The sequence below is a fragment of the Herpetosiphon geysericola genome (assembly GCF_001306135.1).
In the GTDB taxonomy this organism is placed as follows: domain Bacteria; phylum Chloroflexota; class Chloroflexia; order Chloroflexales; family Herpetosiphonaceae; genus Herpetosiphon; species Herpetosiphon geysericola.
In genome coordinates, this window is the sequence record NZ_LGKP01000022.1 from 247,897 (window position 1) to 271,304 (window position 23,408).

Annotated in this window: 16 protein-coding genes; 6 read left to right on the forward strand and 10 right to left on the reverse strand. The window is 51.1% G+C overall.

What is annotated here, in order from left to right:
• Window positions 1-912 precede the first annotated feature (912 nt).
• From SE18_RS13940 to SE18_RS13950, 3 genes are all read right to left on the reverse strand, one after another.
• Window positions 913-1,890: a deoxyhypusine synthase family protein gene (locus SE18_RS13940; protein WP_054535077.1), complete on the reverse strand. Its 978-nt coding sequence runs from the start codon at window positions 1,888-1,890 to the stop codon at window positions 913-915.
• An 83-nt stretch (window positions 1,891-1,973) separates the two neighbouring features.
• Window positions 1,974-4,094 (reverse strand): Tex family protein, encoded by a 2,121-nt coding sequence (locus tag SE18_RS13945; RefSeq protein ID WP_054535078.1) that lies wholly within the window; start codon window positions 4,092-4,094, stop codon window positions 1,974-1,976.
• Window positions 4,095-4,506: 412 nt separating this feature from the next.
• On the reverse strand, window positions 4,507-6,141 hold the full coding sequence (locus tag SE18_RS13950; RefSeq protein WP_054535079.1) for a GerMN domain-containing protein: 1,635 nt from the start codon (window positions 6,139-6,141) through the stop codon (window positions 4,507-4,509).
• Between the two features lie 95 nt (window positions 6,142-6,236).
• Between SE18_RS13950 and SE18_RS13955 the strand changes: the two genes are divergently transcribed.
• Window positions 6,237-6,971, forward strand: a complete 735-nt coding sequence (locus SE18_RS13955; RefSeq protein WP_054535080.1) for a metallophosphoesterase family protein — start codon at window positions 6,237-6,239, stop codon at window positions 6,969-6,971.
• Here SE18_RS13955 and SE18_RS13960 read toward each other — a convergent pair whose 3' ends face one another.
• The 4 genes from SE18_RS13960 to SE18_RS13975 form a co-directional block, all read right to left on the reverse strand.
• Window positions 6,972-8,363 (reverse strand): kelch repeat-containing protein, encoded by a 1,392-nt coding sequence (locus tag SE18_RS13960; RefSeq protein ID WP_054535081.1) that lies wholly within the window; start codon window positions 8,361-8,363, stop codon window positions 6,972-6,974.
• Window positions 8,364-8,497: 134 nt separating this feature from the next.
• The gene (locus SE18_RS27815) at window positions 8,498-9,541 is read right to left on the reverse strand and encodes a YecA family protein (protein ID WP_054535082.1); all 1,044 of its coding nucleotides are present in this window, start codon (window positions 9,539-9,541) and stop codon (window positions 8,498-8,500) included.
• Window positions 9,542-9,555: 14 nt separating this feature from the next.
• A complete protein-coding gene (locus SE18_RS13970; protein WP_054535083.1) occupies window positions 9,556-11,229 on the reverse strand; it encodes a sensor histidine kinase in 1,674 nt (557 codons plus the stop codon).
• Between the two features lie 43 nt (window positions 11,230-11,272).
• Complete coding sequence (locus SE18_RS13975; protein ID WP_054535084.1) at window positions 11,273-13,132, reverse strand: immune inhibitor A domain-containing protein; 1,860 nt, start codon at window positions 13,130-13,132, stop codon at window positions 11,273-11,275.
• A 122-nt stretch (window positions 13,133-13,254) separates the two neighbouring features.
• Here SE18_RS13975 and SE18_RS13980 point away from each other — a divergent pair, with 122 nt between their 5' ends.
• Together SE18_RS13980 and SE18_RS13985 are read left to right on the forward strand one after the other, a co-directional pair.
• Complete coding sequence (locus SE18_RS13980; RefSeq protein ID WP_054535085.1) at window positions 13,255-14,127, forward strand: LppM family (lipo)protein; 873 nt, start codon at window positions 13,255-13,257, stop codon at window positions 14,125-14,127.
• Window positions 14,128-14,244: 117 nt separating this feature from the next.
• Window positions 14,245-15,330, forward strand: a complete 1,086-nt coding sequence (locus SE18_RS13985; RefSeq protein ID WP_054535086.1) for a hypothetical protein — start codon at window positions 14,245-14,247, stop codon at window positions 15,328-15,330.
• Here the strand turns inward: SE18_RS13985 and SE18_RS13990 are convergent.
• Both SE18_RS13990 and SE18_RS13995 read right to left on the reverse strand, forming a co-directional pair.
• Window positions 15,327-16,406, reverse strand: coding sequence for a potassium channel family protein (locus SE18_RS13990; RefSeq protein WP_054535087.1), 1,080 nt, complete (start codon window positions 16,404-16,406; stop codon window positions 15,327-15,329). The genes SE18_RS13985 and SE18_RS13990 overlap by 4 nt on opposite strands.
• Window positions 16,403-18,265 carry a cation:proton antiporter domain-containing protein gene (locus SE18_RS13995; RefSeq protein ID WP_054535088.1) on the reverse strand — a complete coding sequence of 621 codons (1,863 nt, stop codon included), beginning with the start codon at window positions 18,263-18,265 and terminating at the stop codon, window positions 16,403-16,405. The genes SE18_RS13990 and SE18_RS13995 overlap by 4 nt, the downstream gene beginning before the upstream one ends.
• A gap of 103 nt (window positions 18,266-18,368) precedes the next feature.
• Here SE18_RS13995 and cysK point away from each other — a divergent pair, with 103 nt between their 5' ends.
• Window positions 18,369-19,298, forward strand: coding sequence for a cysteine synthase A (cysK, locus tag SE18_RS14000; protein WP_054535089.1), 930 nt, complete (start codon window positions 18,369-18,371; stop codon window positions 19,296-19,298).
• A gap of 158 nt (window positions 19,299-19,456) precedes the next feature.
• On the opposite strand, the gene SE18_RS14005 is transcribed toward cysK, so the two are convergent.
• Complete coding sequence (locus tag SE18_RS14005) at window positions 19,457-19,693, reverse strand: YtxH domain-containing protein (protein ID WP_054535090.1); 237 nt, start codon at window positions 19,691-19,693, stop codon at window positions 19,457-19,459.
• A gap of 328 nt (window positions 19,694-20,021) precedes the next feature.
• Here SE18_RS14005 and SE18_RS14010 point away from each other — a divergent pair, with 328 nt between their 5' ends.
• Both SE18_RS14010 and recG read left to right on the forward strand, forming a co-directional pair.
• The gene (locus tag SE18_RS14010; RefSeq protein WP_054535091.1) at window positions 20,022-20,384 is read left to right on the forward strand and encodes a hypothetical protein; all 363 of its coding nucleotides are present in this window, start codon (window positions 20,022-20,024) and stop codon (window positions 20,382-20,384) included.
• Window positions 20,385-20,864: 480 nt separating this feature from the next.
• On the forward strand, window positions 20,865-23,342 hold the full coding sequence (gene recG / locus SE18_RS14020) for an ATP-dependent DNA helicase RecG (protein WP_170206280.1): 2,478 nt from the start codon (window positions 20,865-20,867) through the stop codon (window positions 23,340-23,342).
• Window positions 23,343-23,408 lie beyond the last annotated feature (66 nt).

Below are 23,408 nucleotides of genomic sequence, written 5' to 3' on the forward strand. Positions count from 1 at the left end.
TTTAGCCTACAATTTCAAGTTAACCAACTAATTTACCCAATTTGCTTTCGTTGTAAGTAGAACGTTTGAAAACGTCGAACGTTCCTAGAAAATTCCTTTTTGGCTACTCTTTAACATTGTGCTAACAGTAGTTACTCGTTGGGCTAGGCTTAACGTTGACGCTTACCCGGATAAATGTATGCCGCAGTTTTCCCACAATCTTGAGGCACATCGACCACGGCCTTGCAGTGCGAACATGCTTAGGCCATTGCTGGCAAAGGTGAGAGTATTTGAATTTACTTTGCCAGTATGTTGGAACGATTTGCCCCAAGCATAATGGTTCTGTCGCCTGCGATCACTATCATCTGTGCCTGGTTGGACAGCAATTGGGCTTAAATGCTGAGCGATTTTTGGCCAGTTGGACCAGAATTTAGCCCAACAGCAAGCGCGATTGATCAAACTGAGCTGGATGTTTAGTGGCGCTTCCTTGAGAGCCTTTGCTAAGCAAATATCGATCCATGGCTATATATGTATAGTTGTAGGGCTAATGATGAAAATCAGAAGGCAAAATAGCAGGATGAAGGATGAGGAATGAAGTCAAAAATCAAAAATCAGAAGGCAAAAGTCAAAAGGATGAGGGATGAAATGATAGCGATAGGCTGATGGCTATGGGCTGGCGAGAATATAATCCTGCTCATCTGTGCCAATCTGTGGCTAAAATAATAAGGACTTTTAACCACGAAGAGCACGAAGGACACGAAGGGGATAAGTCTAATGGCTTTTGGTATGCGGCTATCGGATCGTTTGAAATTCCAAACCAAATTCCGATAGCCTATCGCCCATAGCCTTTATTTCTCTGCGCTGCTGCGTTAAAACTTTGCGCGCTTCGCGGTTAATAAACGTATGTTCTATGCGCTATGTTCTATGTTCTGTTTACTGCCCCAAAATTAAGGCAAACATCAACGGCGCCACAATTGAGGCATCGGATTCGACGATAAACTTCGGCGTGGTTGGCTCCAACTTGCCCCAGGTAATTTTTTCGTTGGGCACAGCGCCTGAGTATGAGCCATAGCTGGTGGTCGAATCGCTGATTTGGCAAAAGTAGCCCCAAACTGGCACGTTGCCCATCTGCATGTCTTGGTGCAACATTGGCACAACACAAATTGGGAAGTCGCCAGCGATGCCGCCGCCAATTTGGTAGAAGCCAATTGAATGGGTTTTGCTGGTTTCAATATACCAGTCGGCCAAGTAGGTCATGTATTCGATGCCCGTGCGCACGGTGTGCACATTTTTGACTTCGCCTTGCATAACGTGAGCTGCAAACATATTCCCAGTCGTCGAATCTTCCCAGCCTGGCACGATGATTGGCAGGTTTTTCTCCATTGCGGCGTACATCCACGAATCTTTGATGTCGATTTGGAAGAATTCTTCCAACACACCTTTGCGCAAGATCCGATATAAAAACTCGTGGGGGAAATAGCGCTCGCCAGCAGCATCAGCCGCTGTCCATTCATCGACCAAGGCCCGTTCCAAGCGGCGCATTGCTTCTTCTTCTGGAATACAGGTGTCGGTGACGCGATTCATGTGGCGAGCCAACAGCGCTGCTTCATCGTCTGGGGTTAAATCGCGATAATGCGGCACGCGTTCGTAGTAATCGTGGGCCACCAAGTTAAACAAATCTTCTTCGAGATTGGCTCCGGTACACGAAATAATTTGCACTTTATCTTGGCGAATCATTTCGGCCAACGAGAGGCCCAATTCGGCGGTGCTCATCGCGCCTGCAAGCGTGATCATCATTTTGCCATTGTTGGCAAGGTGCTGCACATAGGCATCGCTGGCATCGATTAAGGCTGCCGCATTAAAGTGGCGAAAGTTATGGCGCAAAAAATCGCTGATAGGAGTTGTGCTCACAAGCTACCTCTTTATTGATAATGCAAAGATTAAGGCGCTAGATCGAGCCAGCGCCGCCGTCTATTGTACCGCAGGCTGCCGCATTATTGTGCTAAAACGAGGGCAATCCGCTTGCGTTCTTGATCGATTGATTGAATGCTAACATCCAAAATATCGCCAACGCTCAAACTCAAGCCCCGCGGAATTTGCGAACGATGCAATAAGCCGTCGTGTTTGACCCCTAAATCGATGAATGCACCCCAATCGACGACATTGCGCACGGTGCCTTTGAGCTGCATGCCTGGCTGCAAATCTTCAAAGGCCAGCACATCGCTGCGCAAAATCGGCGCTGGCACATCCTCGCGTGGGTCGCGGCCAGGCCGAAGCAATTGATCGATAATATCGCTTAGGGTTGGCACGCCGGTGCCTAATTCTGCCGCAAGGCCATGCAACGGCTGATTCTTCAGATCTTCCAAGCGTTTGATCCGTTCGTTGCGGCCTGTTTTGGCGTTGATATTGAGCTTGGCTAGCAAATTTCGTGCTACAGCATAGCTTTCTGGGTGAATGGCGCTGGCATCCAAAGCTTCATCGCCATCGCGAATGCGCAAGAAGCCTGCTGCTTGTTCAAAGGCTTTTGGCCCCAAGCCTTTGACTTTTTTGAGCGCGATGCGCGAACGAAATGGCCCATGTTCCTCGCGATGGCTGACGATTTGGGCCGAAAGTTTGGGGCCAATGCCTGCAACGTAGCGCAATAGCGCAGGCGAGGCGGTGTTGACATCAACGCCAACATTATTCACTGCGCTTTCAACCACCCCATCGAGCGCATTGCTCAGCGCCGTTTGATCAACATCGTGTTGATACATGCCCACGCCAATCGCTTTTGGCTCGATTTTAACCAACTCGGCGAGTGGGTCTTGCACGCGGCGGGCAATCGAAACCGCGCCGCGCAAACTCACATCAAGATCGGGCAATTCGTTGCGGGCAAGGGTGCTGGCGCTGTAGACGCTCGCTCCCGCTTCGCTAACAATCAAATATTTGAGGCCAGGATTGTGGCGAATCACATCGGCGACCAATTGCTCGGTTTCACGCGAGGCTGTGCCATTGCCAATGGCGATTAAACTCACGGTGTAGCGTTTGATCAAGCCCTGTAATTCTTGAAACGCTCGTTCGCGGGCTGCCGCGCCGCTGTGGGGATAAATTGTGGCGGTGGTCAGCACATTGCCAGTTTGGCCAATAATTGCCACTTTGCAGCCAGTGCGAAAGCCTGGGTCAAGCCCCAGCACGACGTTATTGGCAATTGGTGCTTGCAACAACAACGAATGCACGTTTTTGGCAAAAACGGTGATCGCGTGGCTTTCTGCTTGTTCAGTTAGGGCGCGGCGCACATCGCGCTCGATTGCTGGCAGCAGCAAGCGCTCAGCGCCATCGTGAACCGCCAACCGTAATTGCTCAGCCCAAGGTGAGCGTTGATCGAGCGGGAAATATTTGGCGGCAACATCAGCCCAATCGCGTTCGCTGACCTGAATTTTGAAGCGCAAAATATGTTCGGCTTCGCCGCGATTGAGCGCCAACACTTGGTAGGGCTTGAGCCGATTGGCGATGGCTTCGAATTGATAGTAAGTTTGATAGACGCCTTTGCTATCGTCTGCATCGGCGATTAACTCGCTACGCGCAACGCCCCAACGCAAAGCTCGTTCGCGGGTTTGGCGGCGCACTTCAGGATGCTCGCTTAGCTGCTCGGCCACAATATCGCGTGCTCCGGCCAAGGCATCTTCAATGCTCGCAACTTGGTCGTTGAGAAACTGGCGGGCAGTGGCCTCGATTGCATCGTTGGGCTGCATTTGAATTATCTCGGCCAAGCCTTCGAGGCCACGTTCGCGGGCGATACTGGCACGAGTGCGGCGTTTGGGCTTGAACGGTGCATACAAATCTTCGAGCGTCGTTTTATCGCTGGCTTCGGCCAAGGCTTGGGCAAGCGTATCAGTCAAGGTGCCTTGTTCGCGCAGGGCATTCAAAATCGCCTCGCGACGTTCATCAAGCTCGCGCAAGCGGGCAATTTGGCTTTGGATGCTGCGCAATTGTTCTTCATCCAAGCCGCCAGTTTGCTCCTTGCGGTAGCGAGCAACAAACGGCAAGGTATTGCCTGCATCAAACAATTGAATTGCGGCGGTAACTTGGTCGGCACGCACCGTCAAGCTTTTGGCAATTAAATGAGCATAATCCATACAAGTTCCCAATCTAGCTAAACCAATAGCTTCATTTTAACATAGCAGGTTTGATCGACGTAGGGGAAATTGGGATGAGGGATAAGCGTTCAGGGGTCAGGGTCTAGGGAGACGGAAACCACGAAGAGTTTTTAACCACGAAGGACACGAAGTGCACGAAGTTTAGATTTATTGGGTTAGTCACAGATTGCCACAGATTGTTTTGATTAGGTTCTTCTTAGCCACGAAATTTCACAAATTGCCCAAATGTTCACTATTCATCACTCATACTTCATCCTTTGGTTATCTGCGCCGCTGCGTTAATATTTCGATCTACGAAGAGCACGAAGTATAGATTCAGCGTGCTCTGCTATTTGGCGGTAATTCATAGGTATCTTCAACCTTAGTCCCTGGCCCCTGACCCCTACTAATTCTACTCAGGATTGAGTTGTGGGCGCGTAAATGGATTGCTGAATGCTTCGCCCCAAGTCGCGCTGAGAGGCTGGCCTTCGATCGTAATAACAACCTGCTGGACGCTGCTGAATGAGGTTAATGCCAACACCAAGGCATCAACTGCTGCGCGGGGATTGCTGGTTTGGCTGAATTCAGCGCTAAGATCGAGCTGGGCCACGCCATCGACAATGACTAAGCGCCGAACCTGGCTTGTGCTAGGAATCGCGCTGCTGACTAGGTTACTATAGCGACCAGCACCGCGAATAAGCTCATCGATAGTGGCCCGCGCCTCGGTTTTGGTGCTTGGCACAAGGCGCATCACCCGTACCCAACGGCCAGTGCTGGCTTGGAAATACAACGGTAAGAACGAAGTTGTGTTAAACTGACCATTTAAACCCTGCGGATTATCGGGATTGACGTTGGGTCGGTAACGCAAGCCCCCAAGATTCTGGCCTTGGACTTGAAGCTGCACTTGGCTAACGTCTGGTTGTTCAGTCAAGGCCAAAACAATCGAACGCAAGCCCAAATCTTCTACACCTGAATTGCCAAACGTCGGGATACGGTTAAAATTAGCCGTAGCGATGCCATTGTTCAGCCGTAGCCCAAGCAATTGGGTATCGCTTGGCAACAAACTGCGCAAATCGCTGCGTGCCCCAGCAATCAACTCATGAATTGCGGCAGTGCGTGGTTGGCGCGTCGTTACAATTTGGCGCGAAACCGGCACCAACACTTGGCCGCTACTATCGGCAAAAAACAGGGTTACTTGATTGACCTCACGGCCCCCAGTTTCCTCGGTTGGCTGTGCAGTTGGTTCTGGCAGCGGTTCGCTGGTTGGCTCGCTTGTTGGTTCAACAGTTGGCTCGCTGGTTGGTTCAACAGTTGGCTCAATGGTTGGTTCAAGCGTTGGTTCAACAGTTGGCTCGCTGGTTGGCACAATTGGCGATAACGTTGGCTCGAAAGTTGGCAGATCGGTGGCAAACGGAATGCTAGGAGTTGGACTGGCAACAATCACATCTTCAGTTGGCGGTACAATAACAAATGTAGGCGATGCAAGAATCACCTGAGTGGTTGCAGAAGCCGATGGCGTAGCAGAGACCGAGGGAGTGGCGGTAGTGGTTAGAGCGATAGCTTCGGCTGTTTGAGTTTGACGAACCGCTGCTGTGGCAAAGGCATTTGGCGATGGTGAAACGGTTAATGTTGGGCCAGCGTTGGTTGGTTGGACGACTAACGCTGTGGTGCTCGGTGTCGTAGGGCTGGAGTTGTTGCTAAATAAGACAACCCCGCTAATGGCATAGGCCACAATAATTAAGCAGAGCAAGCCGACCAAGGTGGCATAAATGCGGCGATCACGGCTTGATAAGCCAGCGACCCAACCGCGCCAACCACCAACCCCAACCGGCGTAGGCGGGCTAACCGCCTGCTCAATCGGCAGATCTTCACCAGTATATAATGGGCAACGCACATGGTTGCTACTTAAACAAAACGCTGCTTGGGGCACTGGAATATCGTGGGCCTCACCAGTTATGTAGCAACGGTGCTCCGACGTAGGACTCGCGAAACGAATCGCACGATTTTGTTTAAGGCCCACATATGGGCAGTGATGCACTGGTTCCACGACGTTCCTCGTTCAAGCTCAAAAGGCTCCTGACCGCCATTATACTCTACCAACCCTTGCCACAGAAACAGCGCTTGATTGCAGAAAGGTAACACATGCGGGTTCTGGTTCTTGCTGATATTCATGCTAACTTAGCCGCACTGGAAGCTGTTCTTGGAGCAGCAGGCGAGGTCGATTCGGTTTGGTGTTTGGGTGATACGGTTGGTTATGGGCCTCAACCAAATGAATGTGTAGCGCTCATGCGTGAACGCCAGCAAGCGATGTTGGTCGGGAATCACGACCTTGGTTGCCTTGGCTCAATTTCGCTGAGCAATTTTAATCGTGATGCTCGGATTGCCAATGAATGGAATGGTTCGCAATTAACCGAGGACAATCGCGAGTTTTTGCTCAGCCTTAGCCCCATGCAACAGGTGAACGATACGGTTACATTGGCTCATGGCAGCCCACGCGACCCAGTTTGGGAATATTTACTTGATACGGTGGGGGCAACCTATTCGTTTGATCATTTTAGCACACCTATTTGCTTTGTTGGCCATACCCACCAACCAGTTATTTTTACTGCCGATATGCTTGGCGACCATTGCACCGCCACGATTCCTACCGATAACTTGGTGCTGAAGCTCCAACCAGATAAACGCTATATCATCAACCCTGGTGGCGTAGGTCAACCCCGCGATGGCGATGCCCGCTCAGGCTGGGCGATTTACGACGATGAGCAACAAACGGTCACCTTTCATCGCACAACTTACAATATTCGGCGCACCCAAACCTTGATGCTTGAACATGGCTTGCCTAATATTTTGGCTGCCCGTTTGAGCTTTGGGATGTAGCTATCGGCCCACACCAGGCAAAAAGATGTTGGTAATTGGTGTCCAGCTGCGAGTTTCAGCGAGCGCATTCGTGCCATTCCACCCACCAATGCTATAAATATCCCGAGCATTTGAAAGCACGAGGTGTTCGCTGAGGGCATGGCCTGTGCGTAAATCAGTTATCGTCCAAAGGTTGTTTTGCAACACCAGCACCGGCTGATCGCCTTCCGCGCCGCCAACCAGATAGATTTGATTGGTAATATAGACTGCGCCAGCGTCAATTCGTGGGGCTGGCAAATCAGCCAAGGCCTGCCATACGCCAGTTTGCAAGCGCCAAGTTTTGAGGTTTGGGCCGCTCGTCGTTTGACCACCGATCAAGACCACATCGCTGCCGCTTTGGGCAAGCGCTGCATCGCGTAATGGCAATGGGATGGGGGCACCTTGGCTCCAGCTTTTGCTATCGGGGCTATAAATAAAGCTGGTTGCGGCAATCACGCTTTCGCTTTCGCCGCCAAATACATAGACTTTGCCATCAATTGCCGCAACCATGGCGTTGGCGCGCGCTTCTGGCATGGCTGGCCCACTTTGCCAGCGATTTTGGGCCAGATCAAAAATCTCAAAGCTCTTGCTTGCATTGCCATTTTTATCGCGACCCCCAGCCACATAAATTTGGCCTGCAATCTGGACTGCGCCGCTAGCTGCGACTGCGGTTGGCTTGGGCGCAAGCTCGCGCCAAGCTCCAGTTGCAAGGTTAAGTTGCCATGTCTGGGCTACCACGCCTGTATCCGTGTTGCCGCCAATGACAATCAAGCTATCGGCCAAAAAGACTCCGGTATGTTGATAGGTTGGTTGGGGCAAGGCAGTCAGCGGTTGCCACATATTGCTCACAACTGTGGTTGGCGCTGGTTGGGTTGTGGGCGTGATGTTGTTGCGCACAACAAACCAGCCAATGGCCATGACCGCCACAATCAGCCCTCCCAACACGCCCAAAATTGCCAACGCATAGCCGCGCGGAATCGTAATTTGATTGGTTGGTTGGGTCAGGACTGGGGTAATTGGATCTGGCGTTGGGGCTAAAGTTGGTTGAACAAGATTGGTCGCTTGAACTGGCTCTGCTGGCGTTGGCTCACTGCTTGGGGATGTTACCATCGCTTCTGGCTCGGCTGGGCCAACTTCTGGCTCTGGCGCAAGGGTTGGGTTAATTGCAACCTCAATTAAGCCGCGCCGCACAGCTTCGAGCGTTGCCTCTGTTCGTGATAACACCCCTAATTTAGCATAGATATTGCGGATATGTACTTTAACCGTGTTGGGGCTGATGACGAGCGTATTGGCGATTTCGTTATTGCTTGCCCCCAGCGCTAGCTGCTGCAAGACTTCAATTTCACGCTCGCTAAGTGGTGATTGTTCAGACATATTCCTCAATTCCTGAGCCAATTCTCGATCGTTTGCATGGTAGCTGAACGCAGGTGCAAAGTCAAAGGGTTAATCAACAATCAGGGGTGGAATCGTATGCTGATTCCTACCCCTGATCGCTTCGTTAACATGGTTTATTTGGCTGGTTGGGCATCCGAATCGGCTGCTAGATCTGGATCATTAGCATCGTCAGCGTTGTCAGATTGATCATCATCGCTGGCATCGTCTTCATCGTCTTCATCAGCATCAACATCGTCGTCGAATTCGTCATCACTGGGATCAACATCGTCGTCGAATTCGTCATCGTCGTCATCGTCGTCATCGTCGTCGTCATCGTCGTCATCCTTGCCCAAACCCAACGATTGTTTGGTCATCAACAAGGCTGCACGGCCACGCAACATCAAATCGTCAAACTTCGATGGCTCTTTTTCTTCGCGTGGCAATACCGAGATAAAATGATTGAACAAGTGGCTATTTTCGCGCACAAACTGGTTCAAATCAGCATCGGGATTGCGCAATTGCCAATCTTCCAAGCTCACAGCCAAAAACTCAGCAAGTTTTTCTACCGTGTCGGGGGTGGTTTGGGCCGCAGCGCCAGCAATGTAGTATTCATCGCCAACGGGCACAAGGTGGGCAAAAATCAACTCGTTTTCTTCCAAGCGCTTGGCAGCTGCATGGTCGCGCAGGGTAAAGGTTTCTTTGGTCAAAACTTCTTCAATCAACGCGCCTTTGCCCTTAATAATTTCGGTAATCAGATAGGGACGCAAGCGAATGCCCGACCACGTTGGCAGCAGATTAAGTTCATGCTCGTCAAGTTCAAGCTCTGCTGGCGGATTGGCAGCGATCCGTTCGACCAAGGTTGAGCCATCGTCGCCACTTTGCGCATCGAAGGCCAGCCACGTCAAAAAGCGCTCTGAGCCACGATCTTCCTTCTCGTCGAGGTCGATCATATCAGCGGCAGTGTAGCGTCCACCCCAATATTGCTCAAACAAGGCTGGGGTTTTGGGCGCTAAATCGTCGTTTTGGCTGGCATCGATCAATTTAGGAAACAAACGATCTTGGGCGCGACGTAACAAGCGCAACTGGTCTTCTTGCGCTCGATCAGCTGCTTCATGACATTGTTTATATTTTTTGCCACTGCCACATGGGCATGGATCATTGCGGCCTACTTTTGCCATGGAACTACTCCTGATTATGCTGCTGAGGGCATGCTAAAGATAAAGGTACTGCCTTTGCCAGGCGTGCTATCGACCCAAATGCGGCCACCGTGGGCCTCGATGACCTGCTTGCAATAGGCTAAGCCAACCCCGCCAATGCGTTGCTCGCCAACCTGTTTGCTGAAGCGGTCGAAAATGCGGCCCGCAAGCTCGACCGGAATACTTGGGCCTTGGTCGGCGATGCGCACTTGGGCATTGCCACCAGTATTGCTGACTTGCACCCGCACCGTGCTATAGGCTGGGCTACGGCGCAAGGCATTATCCAACAGATGGCTCATCACGCGGCGCATTTTATCTGCATCAAACGCCAGCCCACCGCTATCAGCGCCATATTCCAACACCAGGTTGATTGCGCGTTGTTGGGCTTGGGGCGTGGCTTGGGCAATGCTGCCTTCGATCAATGGCCGCAAGGGGTTGGCCAAACGATGCAAGCTATTGGCATCGCCATGTAAACGGCTCATTTCCATCAGTGTATTGGTCAGTTCAACCAAGCGCGAGGTTGTGCGGCGGGCGGTCGATAATACCCGCTCATTGCCATCGCCTAAATCGCCAGCCAACAAGGTATCTTGGGCCGCCAACACCGAGTTAAGCGGATCATGCATATCTTGCACCAAGAAATCGAGCAATTGCGAGCGCATTTCCTCAACTTCCAATTCGGTGGTTTTATCGTGAAAGACCCCAACATAGCCCAAAACGCTGCCAGCGCTACTGCGAATTGGCACTTGATTCAGGCCAATGACGGGCTTGCGCGTGCCTTGTTGTTGCTCAAAAACCACCCGTTGGCGTTCACCTTCGCGCTCATTGCTGATCACGCGCAGGCGGCCTGTGTTTTCTTGGCTCCATTGATTGAGCGCTTGGCCTTCGAGTGTGCCGCCAAAGGTTTCATTCAACAATTGGCGCGCAGCAGCATTGGCCTGCAAAATGATGCCATTGCTATCGGCCAAAACCACGCCATCGCTGGCAGCGCCAATCACCGCCGCCAGCCGATCGCGCTCTTGCACCAGCAATTGGGCGGCGCGTTCGACTCGCTCTTGTTCTTCGCCAAGCTGCTTGTTGAGTTGGGTCGTCGATTCGTGACCAACGGTTTGCTGGCGGTCAAAGGCGCGCAAGGCTGCGCTACATACCAAGCCAAAAATGCTAATCACTAGCACAAAGGCGCTCAGCACGCCCCATTGAATTAATTGGTTGCTGTTTGGCTCGGCAGCGGCAAAATAGGCTGCTGCCCACAAACTAGCTAAACTAACAACCGTAACAATAGCAGTGTGCAAGGGGCGCAAGGTTAAAGCGGCACACAACACCGGCAAGGCCGCGCTGATAATCGCCAATTCACGTTGGTCGGGAAAAACCATGGTTGCGCCGAGGGCAATGCTCAGAGTGCCAACGACCAAAGCCCAACCACTCAAGGGCAAACGTCGACGCAGGCCAGCAATCAAGCCAACCAAGGCGGCGAGTGCGCCAACCCCGCCAGCAATTGCGCCAATTAGCATGGGTTGCGAACCAAAATTAAGCCCACACCACGCTGCTAGCCCTGCGCCAAGCGCCAAGATAACCAAGGCAATTGGCAATAATAACCGACTTAAGGGCGAACGTGGGCTGGGTATGGCAGCCGTTTGGCTAGGCTGCTCGGCAATTGCGACGCTTTCAGTCATGAGCCAATCCTCAATCCATCTAAGCTAGGGCTGCCCAATTATACTACGGTGTGACGTTATAGCTGTAATCGGCTGCTTCGGTTGTGGCTTGCGTCGTTGCATTGATCACCAAAACCGCGCGCTGATTGGCCGGAATCACCCAGCGCGCTTTGCCGTTATCAGTTGGAATTGACATAATTTTGATTGCCCCAGTTTGATCATAAAGTACCGCCGTCAGCATCCAGCGCTGGGCTAGTTGATTGCGCACGCGTACAAAACCAGCGCCCTGCCATTCTGGCGTTAAGCCAGCGATTGTGAGATCGCTCAAGGCCAAGCCTGGAGCATTATAGGCTTCATCATTGATGACCCAAAAACGAAGTTGAATATGTTGGCCCGCCCACGGCGTGAGATCGACGGTTTCTGCTTGCCAACTGGTTTGTTGGCCTGTCCAGCCAGCGCCAATATTTAAGCCAACTGGATTCGCGCCTGTGCTCGCTTGGGTTGCGATTGCCTGCCACGTTTGGCCTTGGTCAAGCGAGACGCTGAGATAGGCATAATCGTAATCTTGCTCTAAATCAAACCAGCGTTGATAGCTTAGGCTGCTGCCCGTGCTGGGCACTTGAAGCGCCGTGGTTAATGTGCTGACGCGGGCATCGCCGCGACCACTCCACCATGTGGCGCTATTTGTCACATCAGCAGCGAAAATAGGTACAGTGTTATTGCCCTGCCACTCAACTGTGCGTTCGAAGGCTGCTGGTTCAAAGGCCAAGTAATCGCTGCCAAATTGTTGAATGTTGAGTTTTTGTTCGCTGCTTTGGGCTGGCTCTGGCACGATGGGTCGCGGCAGATCGTAGCCATAGCGGCCATCAGCCAAACTGCGATCATTAACCAAATTGGCCACCGACCAAGCTGCAAACACTTGGTCAAAGCTGGTCAAATCGGGGTAGCGGGTGGCCATCAGGCTGGTAATGCTGGTTAAATTGTCGCCAGCATCGGCAGCGGCCAAGGTTCCCATCGGCAAGCCGTCGAGTTGCTGATCAAGGTACCTGAGAAAAAGCTGCGCTGCGCCATAGTGCTTGAGGGCAGTGCCCGGACTACTGGCCCATGCATTCAGTTGGGTATCGGGTGAGGCCAGAAAATCGAGCGCCAAGCTATCGTTGCCATAGCCCGAGCGCTGTTCGCTCAGCATCGAAGCGCCTTCGTTGATCCAAGTTGCTGGATGGCTTAGCACATTGCGCTGCAATAAATGCTGCATCTCGTGGATGACGGTGGCAACATAACTTGGATCGCTTGGTGGCGTGGCCGCAGCGTTAATCACCACCATCTCGCGCTCATTCGAAAAAGGATTGATCGCTTGGGGCAATTCATTATCGCTGGCATAGTAGCCGCCAGCCCCGCTAATCTTCGTATTCAATACAGTTACGGGCACTTTGGGCCAAGCCTGTTGCGGATACCATTTGGCAAGTAGCGGCCAGCCAACTTGCTCAAATTGCGTGGCAGCATTGCTCAGCGCTGCTTGATCAACTGGCAAATCGTCAGCCACATAGATTAACAAGTGGGTTGTGCTGAGTTGAAGGGTGGCACTGATATTGCGCTGTTGATTGCTCGTTAAGTCGGTAACCCAAAAGCTGCGCTGCTCGTATGGGGGTGGCATTTTGGGCAGCACGGCTGGTGGTTTGGCCGCAATTAAGCGCCAATCAACTGCCAATTGGGCTAAATCGCGCTCAAGCCCTTGTTGGTTGGCTTGTTCCACGGCTGCTTCATCAGCAATTATTGGAAGGGTTGTGGCGACAACGTGCGTCGGATTGAGTGACTGAGTTGGAGTTAATGAGCTTATAGTTGGTGGTTGGGTGGGCTTTGCAGGGGTGGTTGGGCTACAACCGACCAACATCAAAAGCAAAAGGCAGATTCGCCAGCAACGCATACCATTGATCCTTATCGCAATTTTGCTATCAGGATAGCACAGAACTTCGGTAGACATGGCATGGTTTGCCATCTATAATCGCAGTATCCTCCGTTAGACTATTTATTGAAGGAGCGAAACCCATGAAACAATGGATGAGCCGTATTTTAGTCGGCGTTTTAGCACTTTCCTTGAGCGGTTGTGTTGCCTCACAAATCGAAACTTCGATTAAAGATGATGGTACTGGCACAAACACCTTTAAAGCGGGCTTGGGCGAAAAAGGTTTGGCCATGCTTCAAGAGCTTGGTGGCGACGATGCTCAAGAGCCATTCGCTGATGTTAAAGAAGGTGTATCTGCCTATCCCGCCGCATGGGGCGCAACCGCCGCTGATTGGCAAGAAACCATCAATGGCACGACCTTCAAAGGCGTGAAGGTTGACATGAAGTTTGATAACCTTGCTATGCTCAATGAGCAACTGAACAAATTTATGAGTGATTCAAATAGCGAACAAATCCCCGCTACCCAGTCATTATCAAATTTGAAAGTGACTGATGATGGCGATAGCTACACGGTTACTGGGAATGCGACCGCTACCGACTTGGCAGCTGACCTTGCAGCTCAAGGTGGCGGCGAAATGGGCGAATTACCCAGCGAAGTTGAAGATCCAAAAAGCGCTGTGATTGTCTGGCAGATCACCTTGCCTGGCGAAATTACCGAATCAGGCCCAGCTGAAATTACTACCGTCAATGGCAATACCGTAACTTGGAAGATTCCTGCCGACAAGGTTGCAACCTATAGCTTGAAGGCTGTTTCGTCGAAGGGTGGGAGTAACTTGCCGTTGATTATTGGCGGCATTGGTTTGTTGGTGGTTTTGGCAGGTGTCGGCTTATTTGTGATGAATCGCCGCAAAGCAGCTCCAGTCGCCGCTGGCTATCAACAATATGGTGGCCAAACCTACGACCCGAACGCCCAACAAAATTATTCAGATCCTAATGACCCTAACCGCAAACCATAACCAAGCTTGAAACCTTTTCAACCAACACTCCGTCTTTAGGGCGGAGTGTTGGCGTTTTAGCGGGCAAAAATGCGGTACGATTAGAGTGAGCGATTTTTGATTAATGGAGGCTTGTGTATGCGCGCTTGGTTGTTGCTTCTCGGTCTGATGTTGTTGAGCGGGTGTGTGAGTCAGCAACAACAAACTGAATTTAATCCCGATGGTAGCGGTTCGTATGAAATTCGCATTGGCTTTTCGCAGCAAATGCTTGATTTTGCCATGATGGGAAATTCTGGGGTAAGTGATGACATGCTTGATGATGCGCTGGTAGAGTTAGGCTCAATTGCCAATGGCTTGCCCACTGAATGGCAAGCAAGCAGCGAAAATTGGAAAAGTGATGATGGCAAATATCGCGGCACATTAATTCGCATGCAATTTCGCGATGCGGCGATGCTGCGCGATCAATTGACGAGCGCTGAATTAAATGAATTGTATAGTTTGGTGCGCTTTGAAGCTGTTGAAGTTGTTCAGGATGACCAGCAAGTCCGCATCCTTGCAACGGTCAAAAATGGCGAAAATAGCATGTTCGATAGCCAAGAAAGCGCTGATGTGCTAGGCGCTGGGTTGATCGCTAGCCCAACCACGAGCTGGACAATTCGCTTTCCTGAAAGTATCGATTCGTGGAGCGAACGCGAAATTGCCTCAATCAGCGAAGATAAAAAGACCTTGACCTATGAGTTTCCTTACCCGCTCACTCGTGATTATCAGCTTGAGATCGTTGGCACACTCAGCCCGGCTGTGCCGCAATGGGCGCTTTGGGTTGTTGGTGGCTTGGTTGGCGTTGGCTTGATCTTGGTTGGTATTGGCTTCGGGTTGAGCCGCCGTAAACCAACCACGAGCTATCAGCCCTATGATCTAGCAACTGCTGGCCCGAGCACTGCGCCCTATCCAGCAGCCAGCCAAACCGCCCCGCTGGCTCCACCAAGCTACGCGCCTAAGCCCGCTGAATATCAACCAAGCGATAGCATTGCGCCCTATGCTCCCAAGCCCGCTGAGTATCAACCAAGCGATAGCATTGCGCCCTATATGCCCAAGCCTGCTGAGTATCAACCAAGCACCAGCTACGAACAGCCAACCAGTTTTGGCTCAACGCCTGCCGAGTATGGTGGGCGCACGCCAACCCGCTCCTTGGGCATATGGCAAGATCCCAACGATCAAGCCTAAAGTCGATATGGCGCGTGTGGCGCTGCATTTGGCTTATTTTGGGCTTGAATATGATTAATAGCTGCCAGCGGCCCAATAATCACCAGCTGATCGCCGCTGGTCAAGCGTTCATCGCCACGTGGGCGTAAATCTTCGCCATTACGCCCACGTCGATAGAGCACCGAAATATCGTGTTGATTTTCGACCGTCTGAATCAAGCGCCCATCAAAAATGCCATCACGTTCGACCGTGATTTCTACCGTCGAAAGCAATTTGCCTGCAACATACAACGCATTGGTAATGCCTCGACCCAAGGCTGCTGCCGCCAAGGTTGGCGCTGCCAAAGCCGAGGTGCTAAATGCAGTCTGAATATTAAACGCCGAGCTGAGTTTGCCTGCCAACGAATCGTTGAACACCCGCATCACAATATGAATATCTGGGTGTTGTTCGCGAGCGGTCAGCGCAATATCAAGGTTGGTCAAATCGTCGCCAGTGACGACGGTGAGCGAGGTGGCATGATGCAGCCCCGCTTGTTGCAACAGCTCTGGCTGGCGCGCATCGCCAATAATCACTGGCACATGCTGGCCCATCACCAATTCATGAAACGGCCCATCGTTATGGGCATCGATCACCACAATATCGCAGCCGCTGGCCAACAATTGGCCAACCACCCGATAACCAATCTTGCCCAAACCACAGACAATAATATGATCACGATAGGTTGATGCTAACGCCATTTGCCATGCCTCCCGTCGATTGCGTTTATCGAACAGCAAAATGCCCATGTTGAGCGCACCTCGCGCCAGCAAAATAATATTCAAGGCTGGCGCGAGATAAAACAAGAGCTGCAACCACCATGGCTCGGGCAACGGCACCGGGTTCAGGGTCATTTGGCTAAATGCTTGATATAACGCCTCATGAAATGCCAGCACTGGGCGCGTACCCGCCCAAATTGCCATCGTAAATCCCAGCCAGAGCAAGAGCCACAAACCCAACCAGACCCACGAATCGCGAAACACAATCCAGCCGTCGCGCAACGAGGCAGCGACCAAGCGTTTCCAACGGGCTTTGCGACTAGGGGCTTTGGCTCGTTTCATGCGTGATACATTGCCTCGCTCGCTCCCTCACGCAGTTGTTGATCAGCTTGTTGAATTGTGCTGGCAGTCCCAATTAAGGTTAGTTGATCTGCTGCTTGTAATTCGGTTTGACCATCGGGCACAAATAGATTGCCCGCCCGCCGAATCGCCACAATCAACACATTACTTGGCAAATTAAGCTGTTTCAACGGCTTACCCACAACCCGCGGATTGGATACTTCAACTTCGTAAATGCTTTGATCTGCTTGATGACTTAAGAGCATGCTCATGGCTGATGGGCCTTGAACCAATTGAGTCAAAGCATCAATTGATGCTTGCAAGGGATTCAACACCATAATCCCGAGATCGCGCAAAACGCTGCTGGTACTTTCATTGTCAGCCCGAGCCACAATGGTTACAACCTTGAAATGCGAACGCACAACTTGGCTTACCAACAGATTGAGTTTATCACTCGGGGTCAAGGCTACAACCGCTTTGGCCCGTTCAACGCCAGCTTTACGCAACACTTGCAGATCTGTCGCATCGCCAGTGATGGTACTTATGCCATGTTGGCGTACCCGATCGATCAATTGTTGATCAGTATCGATCACGACTACATCGTGATGTTGGCTATGTAGTTGGCGGGCAAAGAGCTGGCCTAAATCATTTGCGCCAATAACTAAAGTGGTCATCGGTTCAACTCCTAATAAACGGGCAAATAGTGGGGTAGTGAAGCTTTGCAACACAACTGTGCCGATCACGGTCATAAAGACCAAGCCAATCAACAAATTGCCCCCAGCAAATCCTGCTTCTTCCAATGAGATCGAGGCAAAGGTCGCGACCGAAGCGGCCACAACTCCGCGTGGGCAAACCGCAGCAATAAATGCCCGTTCGCGCCAGGTTAACGTTGAGCCAAGCGTCGAGGCAAAGACACACAATGGTCGAACCACCACAATCATCAACACTACTGCCAACACGCCCCACCAGCCAAGCGCGGCCAAATCGGCAAATTTCAAACGAGCTGCCAGCAAAATAAAAATAATTGTAATTGCCAACATGGTTAGGTCGCCCTTGAACAACACGACTTCTTCTTCATGCGGAAAATCAATATTGCCAACGACAATCCCTGAAACTGCGGCGGCGGCAATCCCAGCTTCATGCGAAATCGCTTCGGCAATAATAAAGATCGCAATTGCGCCACCCAACGCGCTCAAACGGGTGGTTTCAGCATTGAGTTTCGAGCCAATAAAGCGCAACGCATAGGCCAAACCAATGCCGCCAACCAAGCCAATCAACGAACCAAGCAATAAGCGTTCGGCCCAATCGAAGGCTCCGCTAATGGTTGTGCCGCTGGTAAGCAAGACATCAAGTACAACCACTGCCAAAATAGCTCCAACCGCATCGACCAGCACGCCTTCAGCTTGTAACAACACTTTTAAGCGTTCTTTGGCATTGCTGCGCCGCATCAAGGGTGTGATCACGGTTGGCCCAGTGACACTCATTAACGCCCCAAACAAGGTTGCTAGTGGCCACGATAAGCCCGCCACAAAATGTGCTACCAGGGTTGCACTGCCCCATGTCACCAAGGCTCCAACACTCATCAACATTTGCAATGGGTAGGATAAACGGCGCAAATCGTTGATATCGAGCACCAAACCACCCTCAAACACAATAATCGCCACAAACAATGGAATTAATACTCGCAGCCCAACCCCTAAGGCCGATGGATCAACCAAGCCAAAAACTTCGGGGCCAACCAGCACCCCTACCAACAGCAACAATACAATCGACGGGATGCCAATCCGTTCGGCCAGCACGAAGGTGGCAATACCAAAACAAATTACCATTCCCGCCATCAACAGCAAACTATGTGCATCCATATAACTCCTTTCTGTGCGCCATGGTACATTGACACAAACCTAAGCTATGCTACTATTATTGTTAGGTTTGTCGTTTAACTTAGTTAACAAAAGGACCCAAACGATGGCGCGGATTTACGAAAACATTACCCAACTTGTCGGCAACACGCCGCTGGTTCGCTTGGGCAAAGTTAATACCACGGGGGCGACGGTATTAGCGAAGCTTGAGTTTTTCAACCCAGCAAGCAGCGTCAAAGATCGGATTGGCTTGGCGATGATCGAGGCAGCGGAGGCCGACGGTCTGATCAATCCAAGCGAAACCACGATTATCGAGCCAACCAGTGGCAATACAGGCATTGGCTTGGCCTTCGTGGCAGCAGCCAAAGGCTACCGGATTGTGCTGGTTATGCCAGAAACGATGAGCCTAGAGCGACGCAAATTGCTCAAAGGTTTTGGCGCTGAATTAGTGCTGACCCCAGGGCCAGAAGGCATGACTGGCGCGATTCGCAAGGCCGAAGAAATAGCCGCCGAACGACCTGGCAGCTTTATTCCACAACAATTCAAAAATAAGGCCAATCCAGCAGTGCACCAACGCACAACCGCTGAAGAAATTTGGAATGATACTGATGGCGCGGTTGATATTTTGGTTTCTGGGGTTGGCACTGGCGGCACACTCACCGGGATTGCCTCGGTGCTCAAAGCGCGCAATCCAAACTTTAAGGCCATTGCGGTTGAGCCAACTGCCTCGCCGGTGCTTTCTGGCGGCAAAATGGGGCCGCATAAAATCCAAGGCATTGGGGCTGGCTTTATCCCCGATGTGCTTGATACCAGCTTGATCGATGAAGTGATTCAGGTAACCAATGAACACGCCTTTGAATGGGCGCGCAAATTGGCCCAAGAAGAAGGCTTGATGGTGGGTATTAGCTCTGGAGCTGCCGCTTGGGCCGCTTTACAAGTAGCTGCCCGCCCAGAAAATGCTGGTAAAACGATTGTCTTTATTGTACCAAGCAATGGCGAACGCTACCTCAGCACGCCATTGTTTGATGCTGAGTAGCTAACGCTAGGGGTCGGGGATCGGTTGGTGGGGGTCGAAATCTAATCATAAGCTATGTTGCATCTCCCGATCCCCAACGACCAAGAACCAAACCCCATAAAAAACCCACCCCCAGCACTTAAATATGCTGAGGGTGGGTTTTTGGGTTTTAGCCAAACTTAGGCAGCTGGAGGAGCTTCGTCGCCGTCGATGCCCAATTTATCTTTGGCAGCTTCATAGACATCGCTGGCTTTATCGCCAACGACTTCGGCAACATCGCTAATTTTTTCTGCTGCTTGTTCTGCAAGGTCGCCTGCTTTTTCAGCGGCATCGCCTAAAAATTCACCAACCGACTCGGCAACATCCTTGGCTTTATCAACCAAATTTTCGAAAAACCCTGGTTCATTATCAGTCATGGGGTTTCCTCCAAAATGCCACGTGGTAGCTACCACGATCCGGTGCTTAGCTCTATTGTAGTAGATTCATGCCAACTTACAAGTAGCAATTTGGTTCCATTCCACTGCAGTAAGCGCTGATCTGCGTAGGCTGAAACCGCGAAGAACACGAAGGACACGAAGGTTAAGTTTTTTCGCCACAGATTGGCACAGATTGAATTTCCACGAGCCCATAGCCCATAGCCCATAGCCCATAGCCTAGAGCCAAAAGCCTGTACCCTTATCCCTGAATACGCGCCCATCCATTCTCATGTCGCGTATAATCGAAATACATAGCAAGGAGTGAACAATGAAAGTAATTTGGAGTTTTCATTGCGATTATTGTGTATCATGGCAAGAATTTCACGATGATGATTGGGAATTGCCAGATGATTATTATTGCCCCAATGGCCATGAACTTGTAACTGCTTCCAAGCGATTGCTATCCGACAAACCAATTATTTGTTTGTATCCAACCAACACCTATGATCCGATTAAAAAACAAACTAGCGAAGACAAAAATTTTTGGCTGATGATTCAACATATTCATACTGGCGAGCAAGTTTTTTCGCAAAACTTCTATCTTTTGGCCGATGCGCTCAAAATTGTTGAAAACTTACATCTGTTGACATGGGAACGAGCACTGTGGTATTTGCAATTGAAAAAGATTTAATCGTTGGATGAGGCTATAGGCTCTGGTCTATCGGGGCATAGTTGAAATGACCCATGCAGGCTGAAACCGCGAAGAACACGAAGACCACGAAGGTTAAGTTTTTTCGCCACAGATTGCACAGATTATCGAGATGAATTCTTTTGGCCACGAATTGCACGAATTTTACCAATTGATGAGCCAAAAGCCCATAGCCCATAGCCAAATTTCCTCTGCGCCTCTGCGTTAAAGACCACGAAGGTTAAGTTTTTTCGCCACAGATTGCCACAGATTTGTTTGATTTTCCCCCATCAACCCCTCGTCGAGCGCCTGATCCCTGAGTCCTCATTCCTTCTGACTTTTGACTTCTGACTTTTGCTCTTCATCCTTCATCCTTTGTTCTATGCTCTCTGTTCTATGTTCTTATTCTGGTACAATATACGCACAGTTGAGCGACTAGATTTGAACATAGAGCCAATTTCTATGTTCTTTGTTTTGATGGCTATGCAAGCAAATCAGTACATTATTGACCTTGGCAAAACCTTGGCCGCCGAGGAAAAAGCCGGTTGCGACGACACCGCAACTCCCGAAGGCATCAGCGTCTTTCTGCGCGAATGGCAATTGCAGCATCCCCAAGCCTTGCACGAACCAGTTGTGCAGGGCGTGCTTGATGCGCTCGATGGCTATTCCGATTTGGGCTACGCCGAACGTGAGGCGCGTTTGAGCGTTGCGCTTGATCGGCTGCGCAATTTGTTTCGTAAGCAGCCCAAAGCTCCTAGCGAGCCAGTTGGCGCTGTACCGCCGCTCGATACCTTGCTGAAAAATTTGGCGGGCATTGGGCCAAGTACCGCGCGCTCGTTTGCCAAGCTGGGCGTGCATACCCTCGAAGATTTGCTCTATCACGTGCCCCATCGCTACGACGATTTTAGCAAACGCAAGCAGATTTGCGATTTGGTGGTGGGCGAAACCGATACCGTGATTGTGACCGTTGATGCGATTAAAAGCTTTAATGCCAAAGGTCGCCAAGGGGTTGAAATTACGGTCGGCGACGATACTGGCGTGCTCAAGGCTTCATGGTTTCGTGGCACGTGGATGGCCAAGCAATTTCGCGAAGGCATGCGGATTGTACTAAGCGGCAAAGTGAGTATGTTCCGCGAAATGAAATCAATGAGCAACCCCCAGTGGGAGCCATTTGTCGAGGACGATTTGGTGCATACTGGCCGACTTGTGCCAGTCCATCCGCTGACCAAAGGCTTGCAAGATCGTAATGCGCGCCAAGTGATCAAACGGGTGGTTGATGTGCTAACGCCAACTTTGCCCGATCCATTGCCAATTGAGCTACGCGAACGTGCCAGTTTGTTGCCCTTGGGCGTGGCAGTCAGCCAAATTCATTTTCCTGATAGCTGGGCGATGGTGCAACGGGCGCGTCAACGCTTGGGCTTTGATGAATTTCTGTATATTCAGCTGGGCGTGTTGCAGCGCAAACGGCTTTATCAAGGCGTGCAAGGCCAGCCAATTCCCTTTAATCAAGCAATTCACGATGCCTATTTGGCTTCGTTGCCCTTTGCTTTGACCAATGCTCAAGCGCGCACCTTTACCGAAATTTGCCGTGATTTGGAGCGGCCTGTGCCGATGACCCGCTTGGTGCAGGGCGATGTTGGTTCGGGCAAGACGGCGGTTGCAGCAGCAGCCTTGGTGCAAGCAGTTGCTGCTGGTTTTCAAGGTGCGATGATGGCTCCGACCGAAATTTTGGCCGAGCAACATTATCGCGGCCTGAAAAAACTGCTAGCGAATGTTAAAATTCCTGGCCGTGAAACGCCGACGAATGGCGATTGGCGCAGCGATCTGGATCAAGAAAAACGTAATCGGCTGGCCCAAATTAAGCAATTGCTGATGCTCGCCGATGAGCCAGAGCCAGAGCCAGGTGGGATTCGGGTGGCACTTTTGACTGGCAGTCTCAAGGCTCGCCAACGCCGCGAAGCACTCAAATTAATTGCCGATGGCGAAGTTGACATTATCATTGGCACCCATTCGCTGATTCAAGCTAATGTCGATTATCAAGCGCTTGGCTTGGCGGTGGTCGATGAACAGCATCGCTTTGGGGTTGAGCAACGTGAGGCGCTCAAACGCAAGGGCTTTAATCCGCATCTCTTGGTGATGACGGCCACGCCAATTCCGCGCTCGCTAGCCTTGACGATTTATGGCGATCTTGACGTTTCGGTGATTGATGAACGCCCACCAGGCCGCCAGCCAATTCGCACCAAATGGATTAGCTCAGGCGAACGTAGCAAAGCTTACAAACATATGCGCAAAGAGATTGCTGATGGCCGCCAAGCTTTTGTGATCTGTCCATTGGTTGAGGAAAGCGAAAAACTCGAAGATGTAAAATCAGCGATTGTTGAGCAAGAGCATTTGCAGCACGAGATTTTCCCTGAACTGAAAGTTGGCTTGATTCATGGCCGCATGACTGCCAGCGAAAAAGACACGATTATGGCGCAGTTTCGCGACCGCGAATTTGATATTTTGGTGGCGACGGCGGTAGTTGAAGTTGGCATCGACATTCCCAACGCGACCACGATTATGATCGAAGGTGCTGAGCGTTTTGGTTTGGCTCAATTGCACCAATTCCGTGGGCGGGTTGGGCGCGGCAGTCATCAATCGTTCTGCATTTTGGTCAGCGATAAAGAAGATAACGATGTGACGGTGGCGCGGCTTTCATCGATGGAAGAAAGCGAAGATGGCTTTCGCTTGGCCGAGGTTGACCTTGAATTGCGTGGGCCAGGCGAGTTTTTTGGCATTCGCCAGAGTGGCACGCCCGATCTCAAAGTGGCCCAACTGACCGATACCCGCTTGTTGCATGCTGCGCGAATCGAGGCCGAGCGCATCTTGAAGATCGACCCTGAGCTAGAATTGCCTGAGCATGCTAAAGTGCGCGAAAAGCTCCAAGCCTTCTGGGCTGGCATGGAAACCCAAAGTAACTAGTAGTTGTAGGTTGCAAAAATTGGCCAACTAAAACACCAAAGACCCTCTTGACAGAGAGTGATTGGT

Coding starts and splice junctions, on each gene's coding strand:
- SE18_RS13980 (WP_054535085.1), top strand. CDS start 13,255: ATGAAACAATGGATGAGCCGTATTTTAGTCGGCGTTTTAGCACTTTCC.
- recG (WP_170206280.1), top strand. CDS start 20,865: ATGCAAGCAAATCAGTACATTATTGACCTTGGCAAAACCTTGGCCGCC.
- SE18_RS14005 (WP_054535090.1), bottom strand. CDS start 19,693: ATGACTGATAATGAACCAGGGTTTTTCGAAAATTTGGTTGATAAAGCC.
- SE18_RS13985 (WP_054535086.1), top strand. CDS start 14,245: ATGCGCGCTTGGTTGTTGCTTCTCGGTCTGATGTTGTTGAGCGGGTGT.
- SE18_RS13990 (WP_054535087.1), bottom strand. CDS start 16,406: ATGAAACGAGCCAAAGCCCCTAGTCGCAAAGCCCGTTGGAAACGCTTG.
- SE18_RS13955 (WP_054535080.1), top strand. CDS start 6,237: ATGCGGGTTCTGGTTCTTGCTGATATTCATGCTAACTTAGCCGCACTG.
- SE18_RS27815 (WP_054535082.1), bottom strand. CDS start 9,541: ATGGCAAAAGTAGGCCGCAATGATCCATGCCCATGTGGCAGTGGCAAA.
- cysK (WP_054535089.1), top strand. CDS start 18,369: ATGGCGCGGATTTACGAAAACATTACCCAACTTGTCGGCAACACGCCG.
- SE18_RS13975 (WP_054535084.1), bottom strand. CDS start 13,132: ATGCGTTGCTGGCGAATCTGCCTTTTGCTTTTGATGTTGGTCGGTTGT.
- SE18_RS13945 (WP_054535078.1), bottom strand. CDS start 4,094: ATGGATTATGCTCATTTAATTGCCAAAAGCTTGACGGTGCGTGCCGAC.
- SE18_RS13995 (WP_054535088.1), bottom strand. CDS start 18,265: ATGGATGCACATAGTTTGCTGTTGATGGCGGGAATGGTAATTTGTTTT.
- SE18_RS14010 (WP_054535091.1), top strand. CDS start 20,022: ATGAAAGTAATTTGGAGTTTTCATTGCGATTATTGTGTATCATGGCAA.
- SE18_RS13960 (WP_054535081.1), bottom strand. CDS start 8,363: ATGTCTGAACAATCACCACTTAGCGAGCGTGAAATTGAAGTCTTGCAG.
- SE18_RS13970 (WP_054535083.1), bottom strand. CDS start 11,229: ATGACTGAAAGCGTCGCAATTGCCGAGCAGCCTAGCCAAACGGCTGCC.